The sequence below is a fragment of the Caballeronia sp. LZ001 genome (genome assembly GCF_031450875.1).
Taxonomy (GTDB): domain Bacteria; phylum Pseudomonadota; class Gammaproteobacteria; order Burkholderiales; family Burkholderiaceae; genus Caballeronia.
Genome location: NZ_JARTVX010000004.1, coordinates 822,193 through 838,324, shown reverse-complemented (window position 1 = coordinate 838,324; position 16,132 = coordinate 822,193). Strand labels below are relative to the sequence as shown.

Annotated in this window: 18 protein-coding genes and 1 pseudogene; 12 read left to right on the top strand and 7 right to left on the bottom strand. The window is 58.6% G+C overall.

All coding sequences use genetic code 11. From position 1 onward, the window contains the following. Positions 1-27: 27 nt before the first annotated feature. Positions 28-930 carry a LysR family transcriptional regulator gene (locus P9292_RS14340; protein ID WP_309959653.1) on the bottom strand — a complete coding sequence of 301 codons (903 nt, stop codon included), beginning with the start codon at positions 928-930 and terminating at the stop codon, positions 28-30. Positions 931-1,023: 93 nt separating this feature from the next. On the opposite strand from P9292_RS14340, the gene P9292_RS14335 reads away from it, so the two are divergent. Next, positions 1,024-1,782: an SDR family NAD(P)-dependent oxidoreductase gene (locus P9292_RS14335; protein ID WP_250510449.1), complete on the top strand. Its 759-nt coding sequence runs from the start codon at positions 1,024-1,026 to the stop codon at positions 1,780-1,782. Positions 1,783-1,852: 70 nt separating this feature from the next. Here P9292_RS14335 and P9292_RS14330 read toward each other — a convergent pair whose 3' ends face one another. Both P9292_RS14330 and P9292_RS14325 read right to left on the bottom strand, forming a co-directional pair. Continuing rightward, a complete protein-coding gene (locus P9292_RS14330) occupies positions 1,853-2,413 on the bottom strand; it encodes an H-NS histone family protein (protein WP_309959651.1) in 561 nt (186 codons plus the stop codon). Beyond that, a pseudogene (locus P9292_RS14325) lies at positions 2,355-3,013 on the bottom strand (NAD(P)-dependent oxidoreductase). Before P9292_RS14325 ends, P9292_RS14330 begins: the two are co-directional and overlap by 59 nt. A 101-nt stretch (positions 3,014-3,114) precedes the next feature. Here P9292_RS14325 and P9292_RS14320 point away from each other — a divergent pair. From P9292_RS14320 to P9292_RS14300, 5 genes are all read left to right on the top strand, one after another. Then, entirely contained in the window at positions 3,115-4,062 is a 948-nt protein-coding gene (locus P9292_RS14320) for a LysR family transcriptional regulator (protein WP_309959649.1), read from the top strand. A gap of 124 nt (positions 4,063-4,186) precedes the next feature. Further along, positions 4,187-5,002, top strand: coding sequence for an IclR family transcriptional regulator (locus tag P9292_RS14315; protein ID WP_250467595.1), 816 nt, complete (start codon positions 4,187-4,189; stop codon positions 5,000-5,002). A 99-nt stretch (positions 5,003-5,101) separates the two neighbouring features. After that, positions 5,102-6,466 (top strand): MFS transporter, encoded by a 1,365-nt coding sequence (locus P9292_RS14310; RefSeq protein ID WP_244828885.1) that lies wholly within the window; start codon positions 5,102-5,104, stop codon positions 6,464-6,466. A gap of 54 nt (positions 6,467-6,520) precedes the next feature. Beyond that, positions 6,521-7,186, top strand: a complete 666-nt coding sequence (locus P9292_RS14305) for a DUF4286 family protein (protein WP_250492971.1) — start codon at positions 6,521-6,523, stop codon at positions 7,184-7,186. Between the two features lie 61 nt (positions 7,187-7,247). Continuing rightward, complete coding sequence (locus P9292_RS14300; protein ID WP_309959645.1) at positions 7,248-7,676, top strand: PaaI family thioesterase; 429 nt, start codon at positions 7,248-7,250, stop codon at positions 7,674-7,676. Between the two features lie 72 nt (positions 7,677-7,748). Here the strand turns inward: P9292_RS14300 and P9292_RS14295 are convergent, their stop codons facing one another. Further along, entirely contained in the window at positions 7,749-8,033 is a 285-nt protein-coding gene (locus P9292_RS14295; RefSeq protein WP_244828888.1) for a hypothetical protein, read from the bottom strand. Between the two features lie 295 nt (positions 8,034-8,328). Here P9292_RS14295 and P9292_RS14290 point away from each other — a divergent pair, with 295 nt between their 5' ends. Continuing rightward, the gene (locus P9292_RS14290) at positions 8,329-8,550 is read left to right on the top strand and encodes a hypothetical protein (RefSeq protein WP_250467598.1); all 222 of its coding nucleotides are present in this window, start codon (positions 8,329-8,331) and stop codon (positions 8,548-8,550) included. Between the two features lie 15 nt (positions 8,551-8,565). On the opposite strand, the gene catC is transcribed toward P9292_RS14290, so the two are convergent. The 3 genes from catC to P9292_RS14275 all read right to left on the bottom strand — a co-directional run bounded on the left by catC (position 8,566) and on the right by P9292_RS14275 (position 11,071). Beyond that, the gene (gene catC, locus P9292_RS14285; RefSeq protein ID WP_250467599.1) at positions 8,566-8,844 is read right to left on the bottom strand and encodes a muconolactone Delta-isomerase; all 279 of its coding nucleotides are present in this window, start codon (positions 8,842-8,844) and stop codon (positions 8,566-8,568) included. A gap of 71 nt (positions 8,845-8,915) precedes the next feature. After that, on the bottom strand, positions 8,916-10,043 hold the full coding sequence (locus P9292_RS14280) for a muconate/chloromuconate family cycloisomerase (RefSeq protein WP_309959643.1): 1,128 nt from the start codon (positions 10,041-10,043) through the stop codon (positions 8,916-8,918). A gap of 104 nt (positions 10,044-10,147) precedes the next feature. Further along, entirely contained in the window at positions 10,148-11,071 is a 924-nt protein-coding gene (locus P9292_RS14275) for a LysR family transcriptional regulator (protein ID WP_244828892.1), read from the bottom strand. A 175-nt stretch (positions 11,072-11,246) separates the two neighbouring features. Between P9292_RS14275 and catA the strand changes: the two genes are divergently transcribed. The 5 genes from catA (at position 11,247) to benD (ending at position 15,960) form a co-directional block, all read left to right on the top strand. After that, entirely contained in the window at positions 11,247-12,182 is a 936-nt protein-coding gene (catA, locus tag P9292_RS14270; RefSeq protein WP_309959641.1) for a catechol 1,2-dioxygenase, read from the top strand. Between the two features lie 100 nt (positions 12,183-12,282). Then, positions 12,283-13,641, top strand: a complete 1,359-nt coding sequence (locus tag P9292_RS14265; RefSeq protein WP_250510457.1) for a Rieske 2Fe-2S domain-containing protein — start codon at positions 12,283-12,285, stop codon at positions 13,639-13,641. Beyond that, entirely contained in the window at positions 13,638-14,126 is a 489-nt protein-coding gene (gene benB / locus P9292_RS14260; RefSeq protein ID WP_244828895.1) for a benzoate 1,2-dioxygenase small subunit, read from the top strand. The genes P9292_RS14265 and benB overlap by 4 nt, the downstream gene beginning before the upstream one ends. 38 nt (positions 14,127-14,164) lie before the next feature. Then, entirely contained in the window at positions 14,165-15,187 is a 1,023-nt protein-coding gene (benC, locus tag P9292_RS14255; RefSeq protein ID WP_250510458.1) for a benzoate 1,2-dioxygenase electron transfer component BenC, read from the top strand. Continuing rightward, entirely contained in the window at positions 15,184-15,960 is a 777-nt protein-coding gene (benD, locus tag P9292_RS14250; RefSeq protein ID WP_250467604.1) for a benzoate diol dehydrogenase BenD, read from the top strand. The genes benC and benD overlap by 4 nt, the downstream gene beginning before the upstream one ends. The last annotated feature ends 172 nt before the right edge of the window (positions 15,961-16,132 follow it).

The window sequence follows — 16,132 nt, the reverse complement described above, 5'->3', positions numbered from 1 at the left end:
CGTTGGAAGTGCTGTTCGCGTCGCGCTTCAGAACGACGCCGAGCGGATGAAATCCAGAAACGCACGCAGCGGCGTCGGCACGTAGCGGTGACCGGAATAGTACAGAAACGGCCCCGGAAACTGCTGCCACCAAGGTTCGAGCACAGGTTCGAGCGAGCCGTTCTCGAAGAACGGCTTCATCCAGTCGTCGAAGAGTTGCACGATGCCGCAACCCGCCAGCGCGGCATCTATTCCAAGATCGGTTGCGGCGCCCGCTCGAACGATGAGCGGGCCGCTCGGCTCGACGCGAATGTGCTCGCCGTCGCGCTCGAATTCCCATGTGGTCATCGCGCCGCTCGCGAAGCGATAGCGCACACACGCATGCTGCAAGAGTTCGCTCGGATGCTGAGGACGACCGCGACGCTCCAGATAAGCGGGTGACGCACCGAGCGCCATTCGTTGCTCGCGCGGACCGATAGGAACGGCGATCATGTCCTGCTCCAGACGTTCGCCGTAGCGGATGCCTGCGTCGCATCCTTCCGCCATCAGGTCGATGAAGCCATCGTCGGCAATCACCTCCAGTTCGATATCCGGGTAAGCCGCGAGAAACGCCGGCACCAGGCGCGGCAGGATGAGTTTGGCCGCGACCACCGGCACATTCAGCTTCAACTTGCCAACTGGCTTGTCCCGAAAGCCGTTCACCACGTCGAGCGCTGCGTCGAGGCCATCGAGCGCGGGCTTGAGTCGAGCCAAGAGCCGCGCGCCCGCTTCGGTCGTCGTGACGCTGCGTGTCGTGCGATGAAGCAAACGCACGCCGGTGCGGGCTTCGAGACGGCGCACCGCTTCGCTTACGCCGGAAGGGCTGCTGCCGATGGCGCGCGCGGCATCGCGAAAACCGCCCGCTTCGACGACGGCCACGAATGCTTCCAGTTCCTTGAGGTTGGGTCCCATTGTTCGCTCTTTCAGTACACCCCGTGCAGACTCGAGCACGTTATCTTTCGAGGCTTGGTTGGCTATTCTGTTTCCTGTCACAGGAGAGCAAACATGTCCGCGGAAAAGATTGCGATTGTCACCGGCGGCAGCCGGGGCTTAGGCCGAAACACAGTGCTGAATCTCGCCAAGCGAGGCGTCGATATTATCTTTACTTATCACCGGAATCGCGAGGAAGCTGAAAACGTCATCCGATCCGTGTCCGATCTCGGTCGAAAAGCAGTGGCGCTTCAGCTAGACACCGGAAACGTCGGCGCCTTCGATAGCTTTATCGGCAAGGTCCGCGAAACTCTGGCCGAATGGAAAGCAGAACGCTTCGATTTCCTCATCAACAACGCGGGTACATCACATCACAACAGCATCGAGAAAACGACCGAGGAAGAATTGGATGGCCTATATAACGTGCACTTCAAAGGCGTGTTCTTTTTGACGCAGAAACTGCTGCCGCTTATTCGCGACGGCGGGAAGATCGTCAACTTGTCTTCCGGGCTGACGCGAATCATCGTACCGGAAAGCGGCGCTTACGGCTCGCTGAAGGGCGCGGTCGAAGTATTGACGAAATACATGGCGAAGGAACTCGCGCCGCGCCGGATCGCAGTAAACGTGGTCGCGCCCGGTGCGATTCAGACCGATTTCAGCGGCGGAATAGTGCGGGATAATGCCGAGCTGAATAAGCGCATTGCCGACATGACGGCGCTGGGCCGTGCCGGATTGCCCGACGACATTGGCCCGATGATCGCGTCGCTGCTCTCCGAAGATAATCGGTGGATCAACGCTCAGCGTATTGAAGTGTCGGGCGGCATGGCGATTTAACGCCTACGCACAGGAGAATAGATCGCTGCGCCCGTAGTTCGAAGCGGGCGCGGGCGAGCTTTCTTTCGACTTAATGCTTTTCGGGGAATAGCGCGGCTTGAACCATCGCGCGGACATTTTCGCCCTTGTCGACGAGAAACTCGTCGCGGTCTTTCCCGGCAATCCATTGCGGCGCGCGGCCGCGGCCGCTCCAGGTCGCGCCGCTTACCGGGTCGCGATATTTCGCCGGGGCGTCGGCGCGCTGGGCGCCCGACTTCGGGCCAAACAATTCGTTAAGCGAAATACCGTACTGACGCATCTTCTGAACGATTTCCTTCAGTACGAGCTGCGTCTCTTGTTCTTTAGCTTCGTTCAACTGCCGCTCCAGCGCTTGCTGCTGCGCGACGAGGCGGGTAATTTCAGGGTTTTGATAAGCCATGTGCGTAGTATTTGTTCGATGAGCCGTATCGCCATCGACGCGTGGAGTAGAAGCATTATAAGACTTCTCGCGCAAGCCATGGACTCGAAACGAGTCTGCTCGTCCGTTTTGCGTCTTACGTCCACGCATGGAATCTCGCAGCGGCTTCGAATGCTCAAAGTTCGCGCGCAACCGTGAATCTGGTTCTGACGTGTTTTGGATTCTCCAGTTCATCGACCACTGCGACCGCTAAATCGGCGACGGAGATGCCGGCGGCTTGTCGCCATCCATTAAAAGGTTCTCCGAGCCAAGTCGATAAGAACCCGTGCGCTCACCTTCTTCGAGAAAAGCGGGCGGGCTTACGAAAGTCCAATCCAGGACCGTGTTGCCGCGAATTGCATTGAGCGCGTCGCGGGCGGCGGTTGCGCCCGGAATGATGTTCGCCGGCACATGCGAACTGAACTCGTCGGTATCGATGAGTTGCACGCCAGGCGCGACGAACAGGCTCGCGGCGCCGCCAATGACCACATAGCGCCGAACGCCGCTTGCCTCGACGCCGCGAACGATTGCCGAATTGCCGCGAGTGAAGTTCTCGAACAGTTCGGGGTCGTTCCATCCGGGGTTGAACGCGGACACCACGGCATCGTGACCGCGCACGGCGTTCGCCACCGACTCCCACGAATACGCGTCGCCGACAACGACTTTGAGACGCTCGGACGACGCCGCGCTTGCGGCGTTGCGAAGCAATACCGTGACCTCGTGGCCTCGTTGAAGAAGTTCTTTCTTGAGATGCGTTCCAACAAAACCGGTCGAACCAATGAGAGCGACTTTCACGTGACATCCTCTAAAAAAATAGCGATACGAGGATGCTAGCTTCTCAAGCAGCGATTTATAATCCGCCGAAAACGACAATCAAATTTAAGTCACACTTCAAAATGAATGATCTTCGGCCGTTCGTGATCTTTGCGGAGACCGTCTCCCACGGTTCCATGAGCGCTGCCGCTGCGCGTCTAGGGATGAGTGCATCGGCGGTGAGTCAGGCAATCAAGGCGCTTGAACGGGAATCCGGTGTGACCTTGCTTCATCGGTCGACGCGCAAACTGACGCTGACCGAGGACGGCGAGCGCTGTTACGCCCATTGCCTGAGGTTGATCGAGGCGTGGAAAGCAGCGTCCGAATCGCTCGCTCAGGCACGGGACGCGCCAACCGGCGAATTGCGCGTCGCCGCGCCGATTGGCTTCGGGTCGTATATCGCGCCCGCGCTGGCTCCGGTCCTTTCCACGTGGCCAAAGTTGCGACTGCGCCTTTTGGTCAGCGACGAGATGGTCGATCTCATCGATGCGCGCGTCGATATCGCCATTCGCGTTGGCAAGCTCGCGGATTCCGGTTGGGTCGGCCGTCCACTCTGCGAACTCGAAACGATTCTCTGCGCCTCGCCGGCGTACTTGCAGCGTCACGGCACGCCGCAAAGTCCGCAAGAACTGTCGACGCATCATTGGATATCGCTGGAACGCGAACTGGACGAATCCGGCCAGAACGCCAGCACGCCCGACGATGACGCACCTTCGCTCGTCCTCGGTTTGCAAGGAGACAAGCGCGTGAAAGAGACGGTGCGCGCGCCAGTGCGCATTGCAAGCACTACACAACCCACGGTTCAACAGATCTGCGAACAAGGTTTAGGCATTGCGCGCTTGGCATATATCGACGCGCAAAGCTCGATCAAGCGTCGGACGCTCGTTCATGTGCTTCCAGACTGGCGGCTTCCTATGCTACCGGTGACGTTGGTATCGCCGAAGAAGAGCACCGAGCCTGCGAAGGTTCGCGCAGCGGTCGAAGCGTTGAAGGCTTACTTCACCCGTCTTCCGTCGACTCGGGATAGTTGAACACCCCGCGCCCCAAAAACGTCTAAAACATAAAAGTGAAAAGAGTTTGCAATTTGCAAAGACTTTTCACTAAAATGGCACGCATACCCGATCCGACGAACAACAACCGTCCGATGCCCCGACCATGAGCGCCGTCGCTGAACGCATTCTTCGTGTGCTGGAAGAGCTTGCCAACTCGCCGGAGGGCAAGACGCTCTCCGAGTTGTCGACGAGTCTCGACCTGCCCATTACGGCGACGCACCGCTTGCTCGCCGACCTCATGGAGCAGGACTACGTCCGCAAAGACGAACGGCGCGGCGAATTCACGCTGACCATGAAGATGCCGTCGCTTGGACTGCGCTTCTTGAGCGCGGGCGGCGTCGTCGATATTGCGCAGCCCATTCTGGAGCGTCTCGCATCGACATCGGGAGAATTGGTGCGGCTTGCAATCGTCGATGGCGAACAACTGATCTATGTCGCGAAGGCGCAAGGCGCGCGGCAAGGCATTCGCTACGACCCGGAGATGGGACGCCCCGTTACGTTGTCCTGCAGCGCGGCGGGAATGATTTGGCTCGCGGGCAAGAGCGACGAAGAAGTCATGCGGCTCGTATCGAAACAGGGATTCGGCGTGCCGTCGGATTTCGGCCCGAACGCGCCCACGACGTTCAAGGCGCTGATTCCGCATATCGATGCCGCCCGCACCAACGGCTATGCAACCACGCACGACATGTTCTTGCCTGCGATGAGCTCGATGGCGACAACCGTGCATGCCGAGAACGGCGAGGTTCGCGCAATTCTCATCATCGCGGGACCCATGTCGCGATTGACCGACGCAAAGATGAAAGAGCTCGTGCCGTCATTGATGTCGACGTCGAAAGAGCTGTCTGAAGCAAGCGGAGTGTCGCCCATGCTTCGTCAGGCGATGAAAGGCCCTAACTTCGCGGTCAGCATCGCTAGTTGATGCGCGGCGAAACAAAGCGTTGGAAACGCGTCCTCATTAAATCGTATAACTAAATATATAACCCGAAGATCGGTTCTGACACATCAGGAGGAGACACAAATGGGAATGGAAAACGCGGACGGCTCGCAACGCTCCATGGCGAATCGCGCGGTAAGCGCCGCCACGCTCGGAACGGCGCTCGAATGGTTCGACTTCACGCTTTACGGTTCGGTCGCGGCCACGGTGCTTCCCAAACTCTTCTTCCCGAGCATGGAGCCAAACTCCGCGCTGCTGGCGTCGCTCGCGACCTTCAGCGTGGGTCTCGCGGCACGGCCGCTTGGCGCCATCATTTGCGGCCATTTCGGCGACAAGATCGGACGGCGCAACCTCATGCTCGGCACAGTCTCGGTGATGGGCATTACCTCCGTGTTGATGGGCTTGCTTCCGACTTATCTGCAGATCGGCATGCTCGCGCCCATTCTGCTCGTCGTCTTGCGCATCATCCAGGGATTCGCGCTCGGTGGCGAATCCACCGGCGGACAACTGATGGCGCTCGAACACGCGCCCGCGGACCGGCGCGGAAAATACTCCGGCTTGATCGGCATGTGTGCGCCGCTGAGTCAGATCCTCGCGAATGCCGTTCTGTTGATTCTATCCGCGACAATGAGCGCCGATGCCTTCACGAGTTACGGCTGGCGCATTCCCTTCGTCATGAGTTTCCTGCTCGTGATCGTCGGCATCTACATTCGTCTGCGCGTGTCGGAAACGCCCGCGTTCGTGCAGATGAAGCAGTCTGCGGTAGCCAACGTAAGCAGCCCGCTCAAGGACGCGTTTCGTCTTCACTACAAGACCATCATTCGCATGATGCTCTTCTTCTGCGGCCCCACGGCACTGTTCTATCTTGCGGTCGTGTTCACGCTCGGTTATCTGACGAACTCGCTCGGCGTGCCGAAGCAGACTGGGTTCACGCTGCTAATGATCGGCAACGCATGCGCAATCGCCGGTTCCATTCTCGGCGGATTGTTGAGCGACCGCATCGGCCGAAAGCGCGCGTTGCTCATCGCATCCGCAGCGACGTTCGTCATCATGATGTTCTACTTCCCGCTGCTCGCCACGAAGAACTTTGCGACGATGGCCATCGCCATGGGCCTCTTCATGGGCTTCGTTCAGGTTCAGACGGGCATTCAGCCGGTCGCGTTTGCGGAAGCCTTTCCGACGAACGTCCGATACTCGGCATCGGCACTCGCGTTCACCGGCGCAAGCCTCTTCGCAGGCGGCCCGATTCCGGTTGTCGCCACGTGGCTTTTGAATCTCAGTCACGGCTCGCCGTGGACATTGGTCGCACTTGTGGCGTCGTTGAATGCACTGTCCTTTTGCATGATCGCGATCGGACCGGAGACGAAAGGCATCGACATGAATCGGCTCGATTCCACCGACGACGTCATCGGCAAACAGAATTCGAGCGCGCATCAGGCTACTTACTGAGACGCGTGGAATCACGCTTCCATCCACCATTCAATCGATACCGCGAGAAAGCACATGACCGATCGACACACAGGTTTGCTCGCCATTTGGAGCACGATCGAAGCACACAACGAAACCGATTACTTGCACTGGCTCACGCGTGAACATGTCTTCGAGCGGGTAGGCGTGCCGGGATTTCGTTCGGGCCGCGTATTCAAGCGTCGCGCAAGCAAGCCTTCGGAATACCTCATGCTCTACGAGCTCGACACTGCGAACGTGATGTCGAGTACCGGCTATCTTTCGCGTCTCAACGACCCGAGCGAATGGACGCAACGAATCATGCCGAACCTGATGCGCTTCCGGCGTGGCGGGGGTTCAGTGGTGCTGAAGGGGGGTCATGTCGGCGGATATGGAAGTCATATCGCCATCGCACGCTTTGAAGACATCATGCCGGACGAGTTGACCGGTTCGACAGGGCAAGAACTGATCGACGCTTTGGCGCGGCTCGATTGGGTCGTCACCGTTCAAGCGATGACGGTACAAACCGACGGAACGTCCATTGCCACACGCGAAAAGTCGATGCGGCGTAGTCAGGAAGGCGCTTTTTGCGGGCTGCTCGTGATACAAGCGCTCGATCATGCATCGCTCGATAACGCCATTACTCACGCAACTCGCGTGCTTCCGACGACCGAAGGAAAATTCGAGTTGTTCGACGCCATCTTCAGTTGCCATAAGCCTTGAGGCGCACGAGCCTAAGTGCCGTTAGACTAAAGGCATCCCCGGCCTATCCATAACGCGCGACATGAACGATATCGAATCGAGAATTTCATCGAGCTTCTCTGCTCAAGGCTTGATGAAAACGCTTGGCGCCACATTGATGTCGGTATCCGAAGGCGAAGTCCGAATCAGTCTGCCCTTTTCAGCGGCTTTATCGCAGCAGCAAGGCTTCGCTCATGCCGGTGTGATTACGAGCATCGTGGACAATGCTTGTGGCTATGCCGCTTTAACCAAGGCACCGGAAGGGCATGACGTGGTGACGGCGGAATTCAAGGTGAATTTTCTGCGGCCCGCAATAGGAACGTCGTTTCTAGCCGTGGGCAAGGTCGTCAACGCGGGCAGGCTTCTGACCGTTTGTACCGGCGAGGTGTTCGCTATTGGCGATGCTCAATCGGCGCCGAAATTAATAGCGGTGATGCAGGCGACCATTGCAACGGTTTCCTCGAAGGCATGAAGCACCGTTGAAAGCCGGCGGCCCTGGTGAGATCAGGAACCACTGGCAATGTGTCATCGTTCAATTAAAGCTTCAAACGTAGGCTTCGCGCTGCCACGGTCCCCACTCACCGCCCATCGCCTTGGTGCGCGTGTACGTTGCGCTTTGGCCTGTCGGCGTGTCCGAGGCATCGTCGGCCTGCACTGCATCCGTGGTGTGAAGCGCAAAGGCCTGGCGGTCATGCGTATCGACAGTCACGCGTCCAATCGGACCCTTGACGGGTTCCGCATCGCCCTCTTGCGATGATTCAAGCAACGCGAGGTAAGGTGTCAGGCGTCCCCAAAAGTCGGTGAGCTCTTCCTGTACGTAACGCGTCATAAAGTGTCTCCCAAAGCCCTCTAGCTTACCGCACATCGCGCAAACGTCCTTCTTTGTCGGAAGATGAGTCGAGACATTGCGTCGGAGCGTGCGACTTCAAACGCCCGTCGCCATTCCCGTAAGTAGCCTTTCGACGGCCGCGCCGATGTGTGGTGTAGCGAATAGAAACCGCAGGCCTGTGGCGTTACTTTGGTACACGAGAAGCATGGCCCAGGCGTCCGAGGATGCACGCGGAGCCGTGACGTCCCGACAACGTAATGCCATTGAAGCAACAGTTAGAAAAGCAGCCAGAGCCATGCCTACGACCAACAAATACCTCTCTGAGAACTCGCAAGTGCGAATTGGCCTCGTCACGCAAGGCCACATTTCGACTATCGAGTGCATGCTGGAAGGCGGAGCGGCGTGGCCCGACATCGGCCGCGCAATCAACTGGGACCCGGCGGCCGCGGCTCAGGATTATGCAATCTACGCGTTCACGCAGCTTAGGCGCTTGCGTCAGGGGGCTAAAGATCACTAATCGCGTGAGTCGCGGCTAGCGAATAGAAGAAGGATGATGCGCCAGCGCAGTCACCTGCATCGTCATGAACGGAAACAAAGGCAACGCGGACAAGATCGTATGAAGCTCGTCATGCGAGTCCACGTCGAAGACGCTGAAATTCGCGTACTCACCAACCACGCGATGCAACTGCTGCCACTTCCCTTCACGCTGCAATTGCTGCGAATACGCCTTCTCGCGAGCCTTGATGTCTTCAGCTTGCGCTTGCGGCATGTCGTGCGGCAGATGCACGTCCATTCTTACGAGATACAGCATATTTCCTCCTAAGCGGCGACGCTGATTCCGCATGCGGACACAAGCGTCATGTCTCATCCGGCAATGAACCTTCAGGCCTTCGTGTCGCGACGATAAAACACCAGCTTTTCCTCGTCGATTTGCAGCCCCAGCCCCGGACCTGCCGGCATATGTAGATCGAAGTCGCGATACTGCGGACGAGCGGTCACTATGTCGTCCTTGAGCAATAACGGCCCAAAGAGCTCCGTACCCCAAGCGAGTTGCGGAAGCGCGCTAAAGCCATGTGCGGAAGCAACGGAACCGATACTCCCTTCTAGCATCGTCCCGCCGTAAAGCAGCACGCCCGCTGCATCGGCAATCGCAGCCGTGCGCATCATGCCGAAGATGCCGCCGGACTTCGCGATCTTCAGCGCGAATACATCGGCGCATGCGTCGCGCACGAGTTCGAGGGCATCTTCGGGACCGGTCACGCTTTCATCGGCCATGATGGGCACGTTGAATCGCGCGGCGAGCCGGGCAAGCGCGCCGCGATGCTCACGCGGCGTCGGTTGCTCGACGAGATCGACGCCCGCCGCTTCCAGCGCTGCAATGCCGAGCGTGGCATCGACTTCGCTCCATGCCTGATTGACGTCTACCGTTACCTTGGCCCGGTCACCCAAAGCCGACTTTATCTTCGAGACATGGGCCACGTCATCGCGCACGCCGCGGCGGCCGATCTTCAGCTTGAACACATTGTGGCGGCGTTCGGCGAGCAGCATCTCGGCTTCTTCGATATCGCGATTCGTGTCGCCGCTGGCAAGCGTCCACAGCACCGGCAGCGTCTTGCGAACCGCGCCACCGAGCAACGTGGACACCGGCACGCCAAGGCGTTTGCCTTGCGCATCCAGCAGCGCCGTCTCGATCCCGGACTTGGCGAAGCGATTGCCACGCGCGACCTTGTTCAGCTTGAGCATGACCGCGTTGATATTGTTCGCGTCCTGTCCGACGAGCGCCGGAGCCAGGTAAATATCGATGGTCAGCTTGATACCCTCGGGACTTTCCTCGCCGTAAGACAAGCCACCGATAGTCGTGGCTTCGCCGATGCCCTCGATGCCATCGCTCGAACGCAGGCGGATGATGACCATGGTTTGTTGCTGCATCGTCGCCATGGAAAGCTGATGCGCGCGAATGGTCGGTAAATCGACCAGAATCGCCTCGACGGATTCGATGTGAGGGTTCATACCTGGATTGGCGAAGTGGATGGGTTGAACGAAGTATCGAACGGCGAATAACACCTTGTCCAAGACCTTCGACGTCTAATGCCATACTCGCCAGGTATCGAAACTTAGCGCCCCCGGTCGGTGCGGGGCGCGTAAGGCACGTGTTCCTCATCGTAGAGCCGATAAATCAATTCGAGCATCTCGCGAATGTCGCGCGATTCGTCGAGCGCTCGCATGCTCATGATGATGGGCGATACCAGCGTGGGGTCGTCCAGGTCCTTGTAACTCACATCATCACGCTTAAGGCCATACACACTGCTCGGCACGATCGAGATGCCTTCACCCGCCGCCACGAGACCAAGCGCTATCTGCAGCTCGCGCACTTCGTAAATTCGCCGGGGTTCGAGCGCCCGGTCCTTGAAAGCGGCAAGCACCTGGTCCGCGTAACTCGGGCGAGGCGCCTTCGGATAGACGATCAACGTCTCGTTGAGCAAGTCACGCAGCGCGAGCACCGGCTTGAGAACCGAGAGCGCATGCCCCTGCGGAAGCGCCACGATCATCTTTTCTTCCCGCAGAATGACCCGGCGAATATTCGCGTCTTCATTGCGGATTCGACCGAACCCCACGTCGATATGACCGTCCTTGAGCGCGCGAAGCTGGTCCATCGTCGACATCTCATGCAGGCTCAACTCGACGGTAGGATTTTCGTCGCGAAAGCGGCGGATGATCTTGGGCAGCATGCCGTATAGCGTCGAGCCTACGAAACCAACGGACAAGCTGCGTTCGATATTGCCAACGCGCCTTGTCATCGATTCGAGTTCGGACGTCTGCGCAATCAGCTGCGCGGCATGCGAATAAAAGAACTTGCCCGTCTCTGTCAGCTTGAGCGGCCGCGAGTTGCGCTCGAGCAGTTGAACGCCCAGCGTCTCTTCGAGCTGCTGAATCTGACGGCTCAGTGGCGGCTGCGCGATGTTGAGCCGCTGCGCGGCGCGCGTGAAGTTCCGCTCTTCCGCCACGGCCACGAAATAGCGCAGGTGTCGCAATTCGATTTCTATACCTCCTTGGTATAGCCCGATACCAAATCAGTGTTGGACGGCGGTCTGGCGGCTCATTATTCTGCAATCACACTCTGTTTTCGCCGCCGATCATACCTTCCAAACATTATACGGACTGCGGAAAAGCGAGGGTTAACCCCCACCGAAAAAGAGATTCAGGAGCAGACAAATGAGCGTCAAAGTGTTCGATTCGAAGGAAGCGCAGGACCTCTTGAAGGCCGCTGCGAATCTCGGAAGCAAGGACGGTAACGCACGCGCCAAGCAGATCACTCATCGCTTGCTGGGTGACCTCTTCAAGGCCATCGACGACCTCGACATGACACCCGACGAGATCTGGGCCGGCGTGACCTACTTCAACAAGCTCGGACAAGATGGCGAGGCTGCACTCTTGGCCGCTGGTCTCGGTATCGAGAAGTATCTCGACATCCGCATGGATGCGGAAGACCGTGAAGCAGATATCCACGGCGGCACGCCGCGCACCATTGAAGGTCCGTTGTACGTTGCCGGCGCTCCGGTGCGGGATGGTGTCTCCAGAATCGATATCAACGCGGACGAAGACGCGGGTCCGCTCATCATCCGCGGCACGGTGACGAGCCCGGATGGCAAGCCCGTACCGAATGCGGTCGTGGAATGCTGGCACGCAAACTCGAAGGGCTTCTATTCGCACTTCGACCCGACGGGCGCGCAAGACGCCTTCAATCTTCGTGGCGCGGTAAAGACGGGTGCCGATGGCAAATACGAATTCCGCACGCTCATGCCCGTGGGTTACGGCTGCCCGCCGCACGGCGCGACTCAGCAACTGCTCGACCTCATCGCGCGCCACGGCAATCGTCCGGCGCACGTGCATTTCTTCGTGACTAGCGACAAGACTCGCAAGCTCACGACGCAAATCAACATCGAAGGCGACCCGCTCATCTGGGATGATTTTGCCTATGCGACTCGCGAAGAACTCGTGCCGCGCGTGAGCGGGAAGACGGGCGGTGCTGCGCTGGGACTCAAGTCCGACACGTACAAGGAAATCGAGTTCAACATCGAGTTGACTCCGCTGGTTCAAGGTAAGGACAACCAGCTGGTCAATCGCCCTCGCGTATCTGTCACGGCTTGACCGCCCACGCGGCCGCCGCTGTTACGCGGCCAAACCTCTTTCGCAAATTCTTTGAACCGATGCAAGCGCTTCGCACGGAGCCTGCATAGGGAGACGAGTCATGCCCGCAACCATCGATAAAGCACGACAACTGCACGACTTGCTGAACAACGCCGTTCAGGATGACAAGGAAAGCGGTGTGTTCCGCTGCCGCCGCGATATTTTCACGAACGCCGATTTGTATGAACTCGAAATGAAGCACATCTTCGAGAGTAATTGGGTGTATCTCGCGCACGAGAGCCAGATTCCAGACAACAACGATTACTACACCACGTGGATCGGCCGTCAGCCGATCGTCATCACGCGTGACAAGGTCGGCGAATTGCACGCCGTCATCAACGCCTGCGCACACAAGGGTGCGATGCTCTGCCGTCGCAAGCACGGCAACAAGGGCAGCTTCACGTGCCCGTTCCACGGCTGGACGTTTTCCAACGCAGGCAAGCTATTGAAGGTCAAGGACGAGAAGACGACCGAGTACCCGGTGCAGTTCAATAAGCAAGGCTCGCACGACTTGAAGAAGGTTGCGCGCTTTCAGAACTACCGTGGCTTCCTTTTCGGCAGCCTGAGCGAAGACGTCATGCCGCTCGAAGACTATCTCGGCGAGACCAAGGTCATCATCGATCAGATCGTCTCGCAGGCGCCTGAAGGTCTCGAAGTGTTGCGCGGCAATTCCTCGTACATCTACGACGGCAACTGGAAGATGCAGATGGAAAACGGCTGCGACGGCTATCACGTCAGCACCGTGCACTGGAACTACGCCGCAACCATGGGCCGTCGCAAGGTCGAAGGCACGAAGGCCGTCGATGCCAACGGCTGGAGCAAGTCCGTTGCTGGCGTATATGGCTTCGAGCATGGACATATCCTGCTTTGGACCAACACGATGAATCCGGAAGTGCGTCCGGTGTATCAACATCGCGATGAGATCGCAGCACGCGTGGGCGACGAAAAGGCGAAGTACATCGTCAATCAGACGCGCAATCTTTGTGTGTATCCGAACGTGTTCTTGATGGACCAGTTCAGCACGCAGATTCGCGTGATCCGCCCGATCAGCGTCGACAAGACCGAAGTGAACATCTTCTGCTTCGCACCCAAAGGCGAGAGCGCAGAAAGCCGTGCCATCCGCATTCGTCAATACGAAGACTTTTTCAACGTCTCGGGCATGGGCACGAGCGACGACCTCGAAGAATTTCGCGCGTGTCAGGCGGGCTATGCGAGCACGACATCGATGTGGAACGACATGTCGCGCGGCGCGCCGCTATGGGTGCACGGACCCGATGCGAACGCAAAAGGCATGGGACTGAAGCCGCTTATCTCGGGCGAGCGCAGCGAAGACGAAGGGCTCTTCGTGGTGCAACACGAGTACTGGATGCACGTCATGCGCGAAGCTCTACGCAAGGAACAGACGGAGGCGACGGTATGAGCATCGACTATCAAAAGGTCTGTGCCGCGCTCTATCAAGAGGCGCGCTTTCTGGATGACCGTCAGTGGGACGAGTGGCTCGCTTGCTACACCGAAGACGTCGAGTACTGGATGCCCGCCTGGGACGACGATGACAAGCTCACCGACGACCCGCACAGTCAAATCTCCTTGATGTACTACGCCGACCGTGGCGGCCTGGAAGATCGAGTGTTCCGCATCAAGACCGAGCGCAGCGGTGCGTCGATGCCGGAACCGCGCACCAGCCACAACGTGACGAACGTCGAGCTGCTGGCCGAACGCGCGAATGAAGTGGACGTGCGCTACAACTTCACTACGCAGAGCCATCGCTACAAGATGACCGACTATTTCTTCGGCACCATTTTCGTTACATTCCGCAAGGTGGATGACCGTCTCTTGATTGCCAGCAAGAAGATTGCGTTGAAGAACGACTATATCCGCCAGGTACTCGACGTCTATCACGTCTGAAGCGCTTGATGGGAACGAGACACGAAGCAGGAGACAACATGTCTAGCTACAACATCGCATTGAACTTCGAAGACGGCGTGACTCGCTTTGTCGAATGCAAGGCGGGCGAGAAGGTCCTCGATGCCGCATTTCGAGCCCGGATCAACTTGCCGATGGATTGCTCCGACGGCGTATGCGGCACCTGCAAATGCCGCGCGGAAAGCGGCGCGTACGACCTCGGCGACGACTATATCGAAGACGCGCTAAGCGACGACGAAAAGGAAACCGGCCTTGTCCTCACGTGCCAGATGGTGCCGCAAAGCGACTGCGTGATTGCAGTGCCGGCATCGTCAGTAGTGTGCAAGACCGAGCAAAGCAAATTTGCCGCGACCGTCGCGAAGGTCGAACCGCATAACGACGCAGCCGTCGTGCTCGAATTCGATGTCGAAGCTGCCGCGCCTGTGTTCCTCGCCGGTCAATACGTCAATATCGATGTGCCGGGCAGCGGGCAGCATCGCTCCTATTCGTTCTCTTCCGCGCCTGGTGCAAGCAAGGTCAGCTTCCTGATCAAAAAGATTCCAGGCGGCGTGATGAGTACCTGGCTCGAATCCGCGCAGCCGGGCGACAAGACCCAATTGACCGGGCCGCTGGGTAGCTTCTATCTGCGCCCCGTCGAGCGGCCGTTGCTCTTTCTTGCGGGTGGCACTGGTTTAGCGCCCTTCTTGTCGATGCTGGAAGTCTTATACCGGACGAACGCGCAGCAAAGGGTTCATCTCATCTACGGTGTGACGCGAGACCTCGACCTCGTGCAAACCGATGCAATAGCTGCGTATGCCATGAAGCTCCCGCACTTCACTTACAGCACCGTCGTGGCCGATGCCGAATCGGATCATCCACGCAAAGGCTGGGTCACGCAGCACATGTCGGCAGAGTCATTGAATGACGGTGACGTCGATGTCTATCTCTGCGGTCCTCCTCCAATGGTCGATGCCGTGCGCAAGTACTTCGACGATACCGGCGTGAAGCCGAATAGCTTCCACTACGAGAAGTTCACCCCTAACGCCGCGCCGGAGACCGCATGAACACCAACCGATTCGCCGGCAAAGTCATGGTGGTCACAGGCGCGGCGCAAGGGATCGGGCGGGGCGTTGCGCTTCGTGCGATCGCGGAAGGAGCGAAGGTTCTATTCGTCGATCGAGCGGACTTCGTGGCGGAAGTCGCCGCTGAAGCACAAAGCGATGATGCGGCTGCGTTTGTCGCCGATCTCGAAACCTACGACGGTGCGGCATCGACAATGGCTTTTGCAAAGAACAGGTTCGGTCGGATCGACATTCTCATCAACGGCGTGGGCGGCGCCATTCGCATGCGCCCTTTCGCGGAGTTCGAGCCCGCGCATATCGATGCGGAGATTCGGCGTTCGCTTATGCCAACGCTTTACGCGTGTCATGCCGTGCTTCCGTACATGCTCGCGCAGGGTTGCGGCACCATCGTCAACATTTCATCGAATGCGACTCGCGGGATTCGGCGCGTACCGTACTCCGCGGCGAAGGGTGGCGTGAACGCGATGACTCAATCGCTTGCGATGGAGTACGGCGCGTACAACATCCGCGTCGTTGCGGCTGCGCCCGGCGGGACAGAGGCACCTCCGCGACGAGTGCCTCGTAACGCCTCAGGCGATAGCGAGCAAGAGAAAGCATGGATGGGCGAGGCGGTCAAGCAGGTCACCGAGTCGACCTTCCTCAAGCGTTACGGCACGCTCGACGAGCAGATAGCGCCGATTCTCTTTCTTGCCTCGGATGAGGCGGCGTATATCACGGGTGCGGTGCTGGCCGTGGCGGGTGGGGATAATGGGTGAGACCAAGGAACACGCTGCTGCTCAGTGTTCGCAATGCCCCCTCACTCCACCGTGACCGACTTTGCCAGAGTCCGCGGCTTATCCACATCCGTGCAGCCCTTCGATCAATATGGGAACGATATCGCGTTGGGTACGGCGCCGACGATGCCAAACATGGCTTTGCTCTCTCAGA

Excerpts from the sequence above, each read along its gene's own strand:
- P9292_RS14265 (WP_250510457.1), top strand. The coding sequence starts at position 12,283 with ATGCCCGCAACCATCGATAAAGCACGACAACTGCACGACTTGCTGAAC.
- P9292_RS14280 (WP_309959643.1), bottom strand. The coding sequence starts at position 10,043 with ATGAACCCTCACATCGAATCCGTCGAGGCGATTCTGGTCGATTTACCG.
- benC (WP_250510458.1), top strand. The coding sequence starts at position 14,165 with ATGTCTAGCTACAACATCGCATTGAACTTCGAAGACGGCGTGACTCGC.
- catA (WP_309959641.1), top strand. The coding sequence starts at position 11,247 with ATGAGCGTCAAAGTGTTCGATTCGAAGGAAGCGCAGGACCTCTTGAAG.
- P9292_RS14300 (WP_309959645.1), top strand. The coding sequence starts at position 7,248 with ATGAACGATATCGAATCGAGAATTTCATCGAGCTTCTCTGCTCAAGGC.
- benD (WP_250467604.1), top strand. The coding sequence starts at position 15,184 with ATGAACACCAACCGATTCGCCGGCAAAGTCATGGTGGTCACAGGCGCG.
- P9292_RS14310 (WP_244828885.1), top strand. The coding sequence starts at position 5,102 with ATGGGAATGGAAAACGCGGACGGCTCGCAACGCTCCATGGCGAATCGC.
- P9292_RS14335 (WP_250510449.1), top strand. The coding sequence starts at position 1,024 with ATGTCCGCGGAAAAGATTGCGATTGTCACCGGCGGCAGCCGGGGCTTA.
- benB (WP_244828895.1), top strand. The coding sequence starts at position 13,638 with ATGAGCATCGACTATCAAAAGGTCTGTGCCGCGCTCTATCAAGAGGCG.
- catC (WP_250467599.1), bottom strand. The coding sequence starts at position 8,844 with ATGCTGTATCTCGTAAGAATGGACGTGCATCTGCCGCACGACATGCCG.
- P9292_RS14295 (WP_244828888.1), bottom strand. The coding sequence starts at position 8,033 with ATGACGCGTTACGTACAGGAAGAGCTCACCGACTTTTGGGGACGCCTG.
- P9292_RS14340 (WP_309959653.1), bottom strand. The coding sequence starts at position 930 with ATGGGACCCAACCTCAAGGAACTGGAAGCATTCGTGGCCGTCGTCGAA.
- P9292_RS14320 (WP_309959649.1), top strand. The coding sequence starts at position 3,115 with ATGAATGATCTTCGGCCGTTCGTGATCTTTGCGGAGACCGTCTCCCAC.
- P9292_RS14330 (WP_309959651.1), bottom strand. The coding sequence starts at position 2,413 with ATGAACTGGAGAATCCAAAACACGTCAGAACCAGATTCACGGTTGCGC.
- P9292_RS14305 (WP_250492971.1), top strand. The coding sequence starts at position 6,521 with ATGACCGATCGACACACAGGTTTGCTCGCCATTTGGAGCACGATCGAA.
- P9292_RS14315 (WP_250467595.1), top strand. The coding sequence starts at position 4,187 with ATGAGCGCCGTCGCTGAACGCATTCTTCGTGTGCTGGAAGAGCTTGCC.
- P9292_RS14290 (WP_250467598.1), top strand. The coding sequence starts at position 8,329 with ATGCCTACGACCAACAAATACCTCTCTGAGAACTCGCAAGTGCGAATT.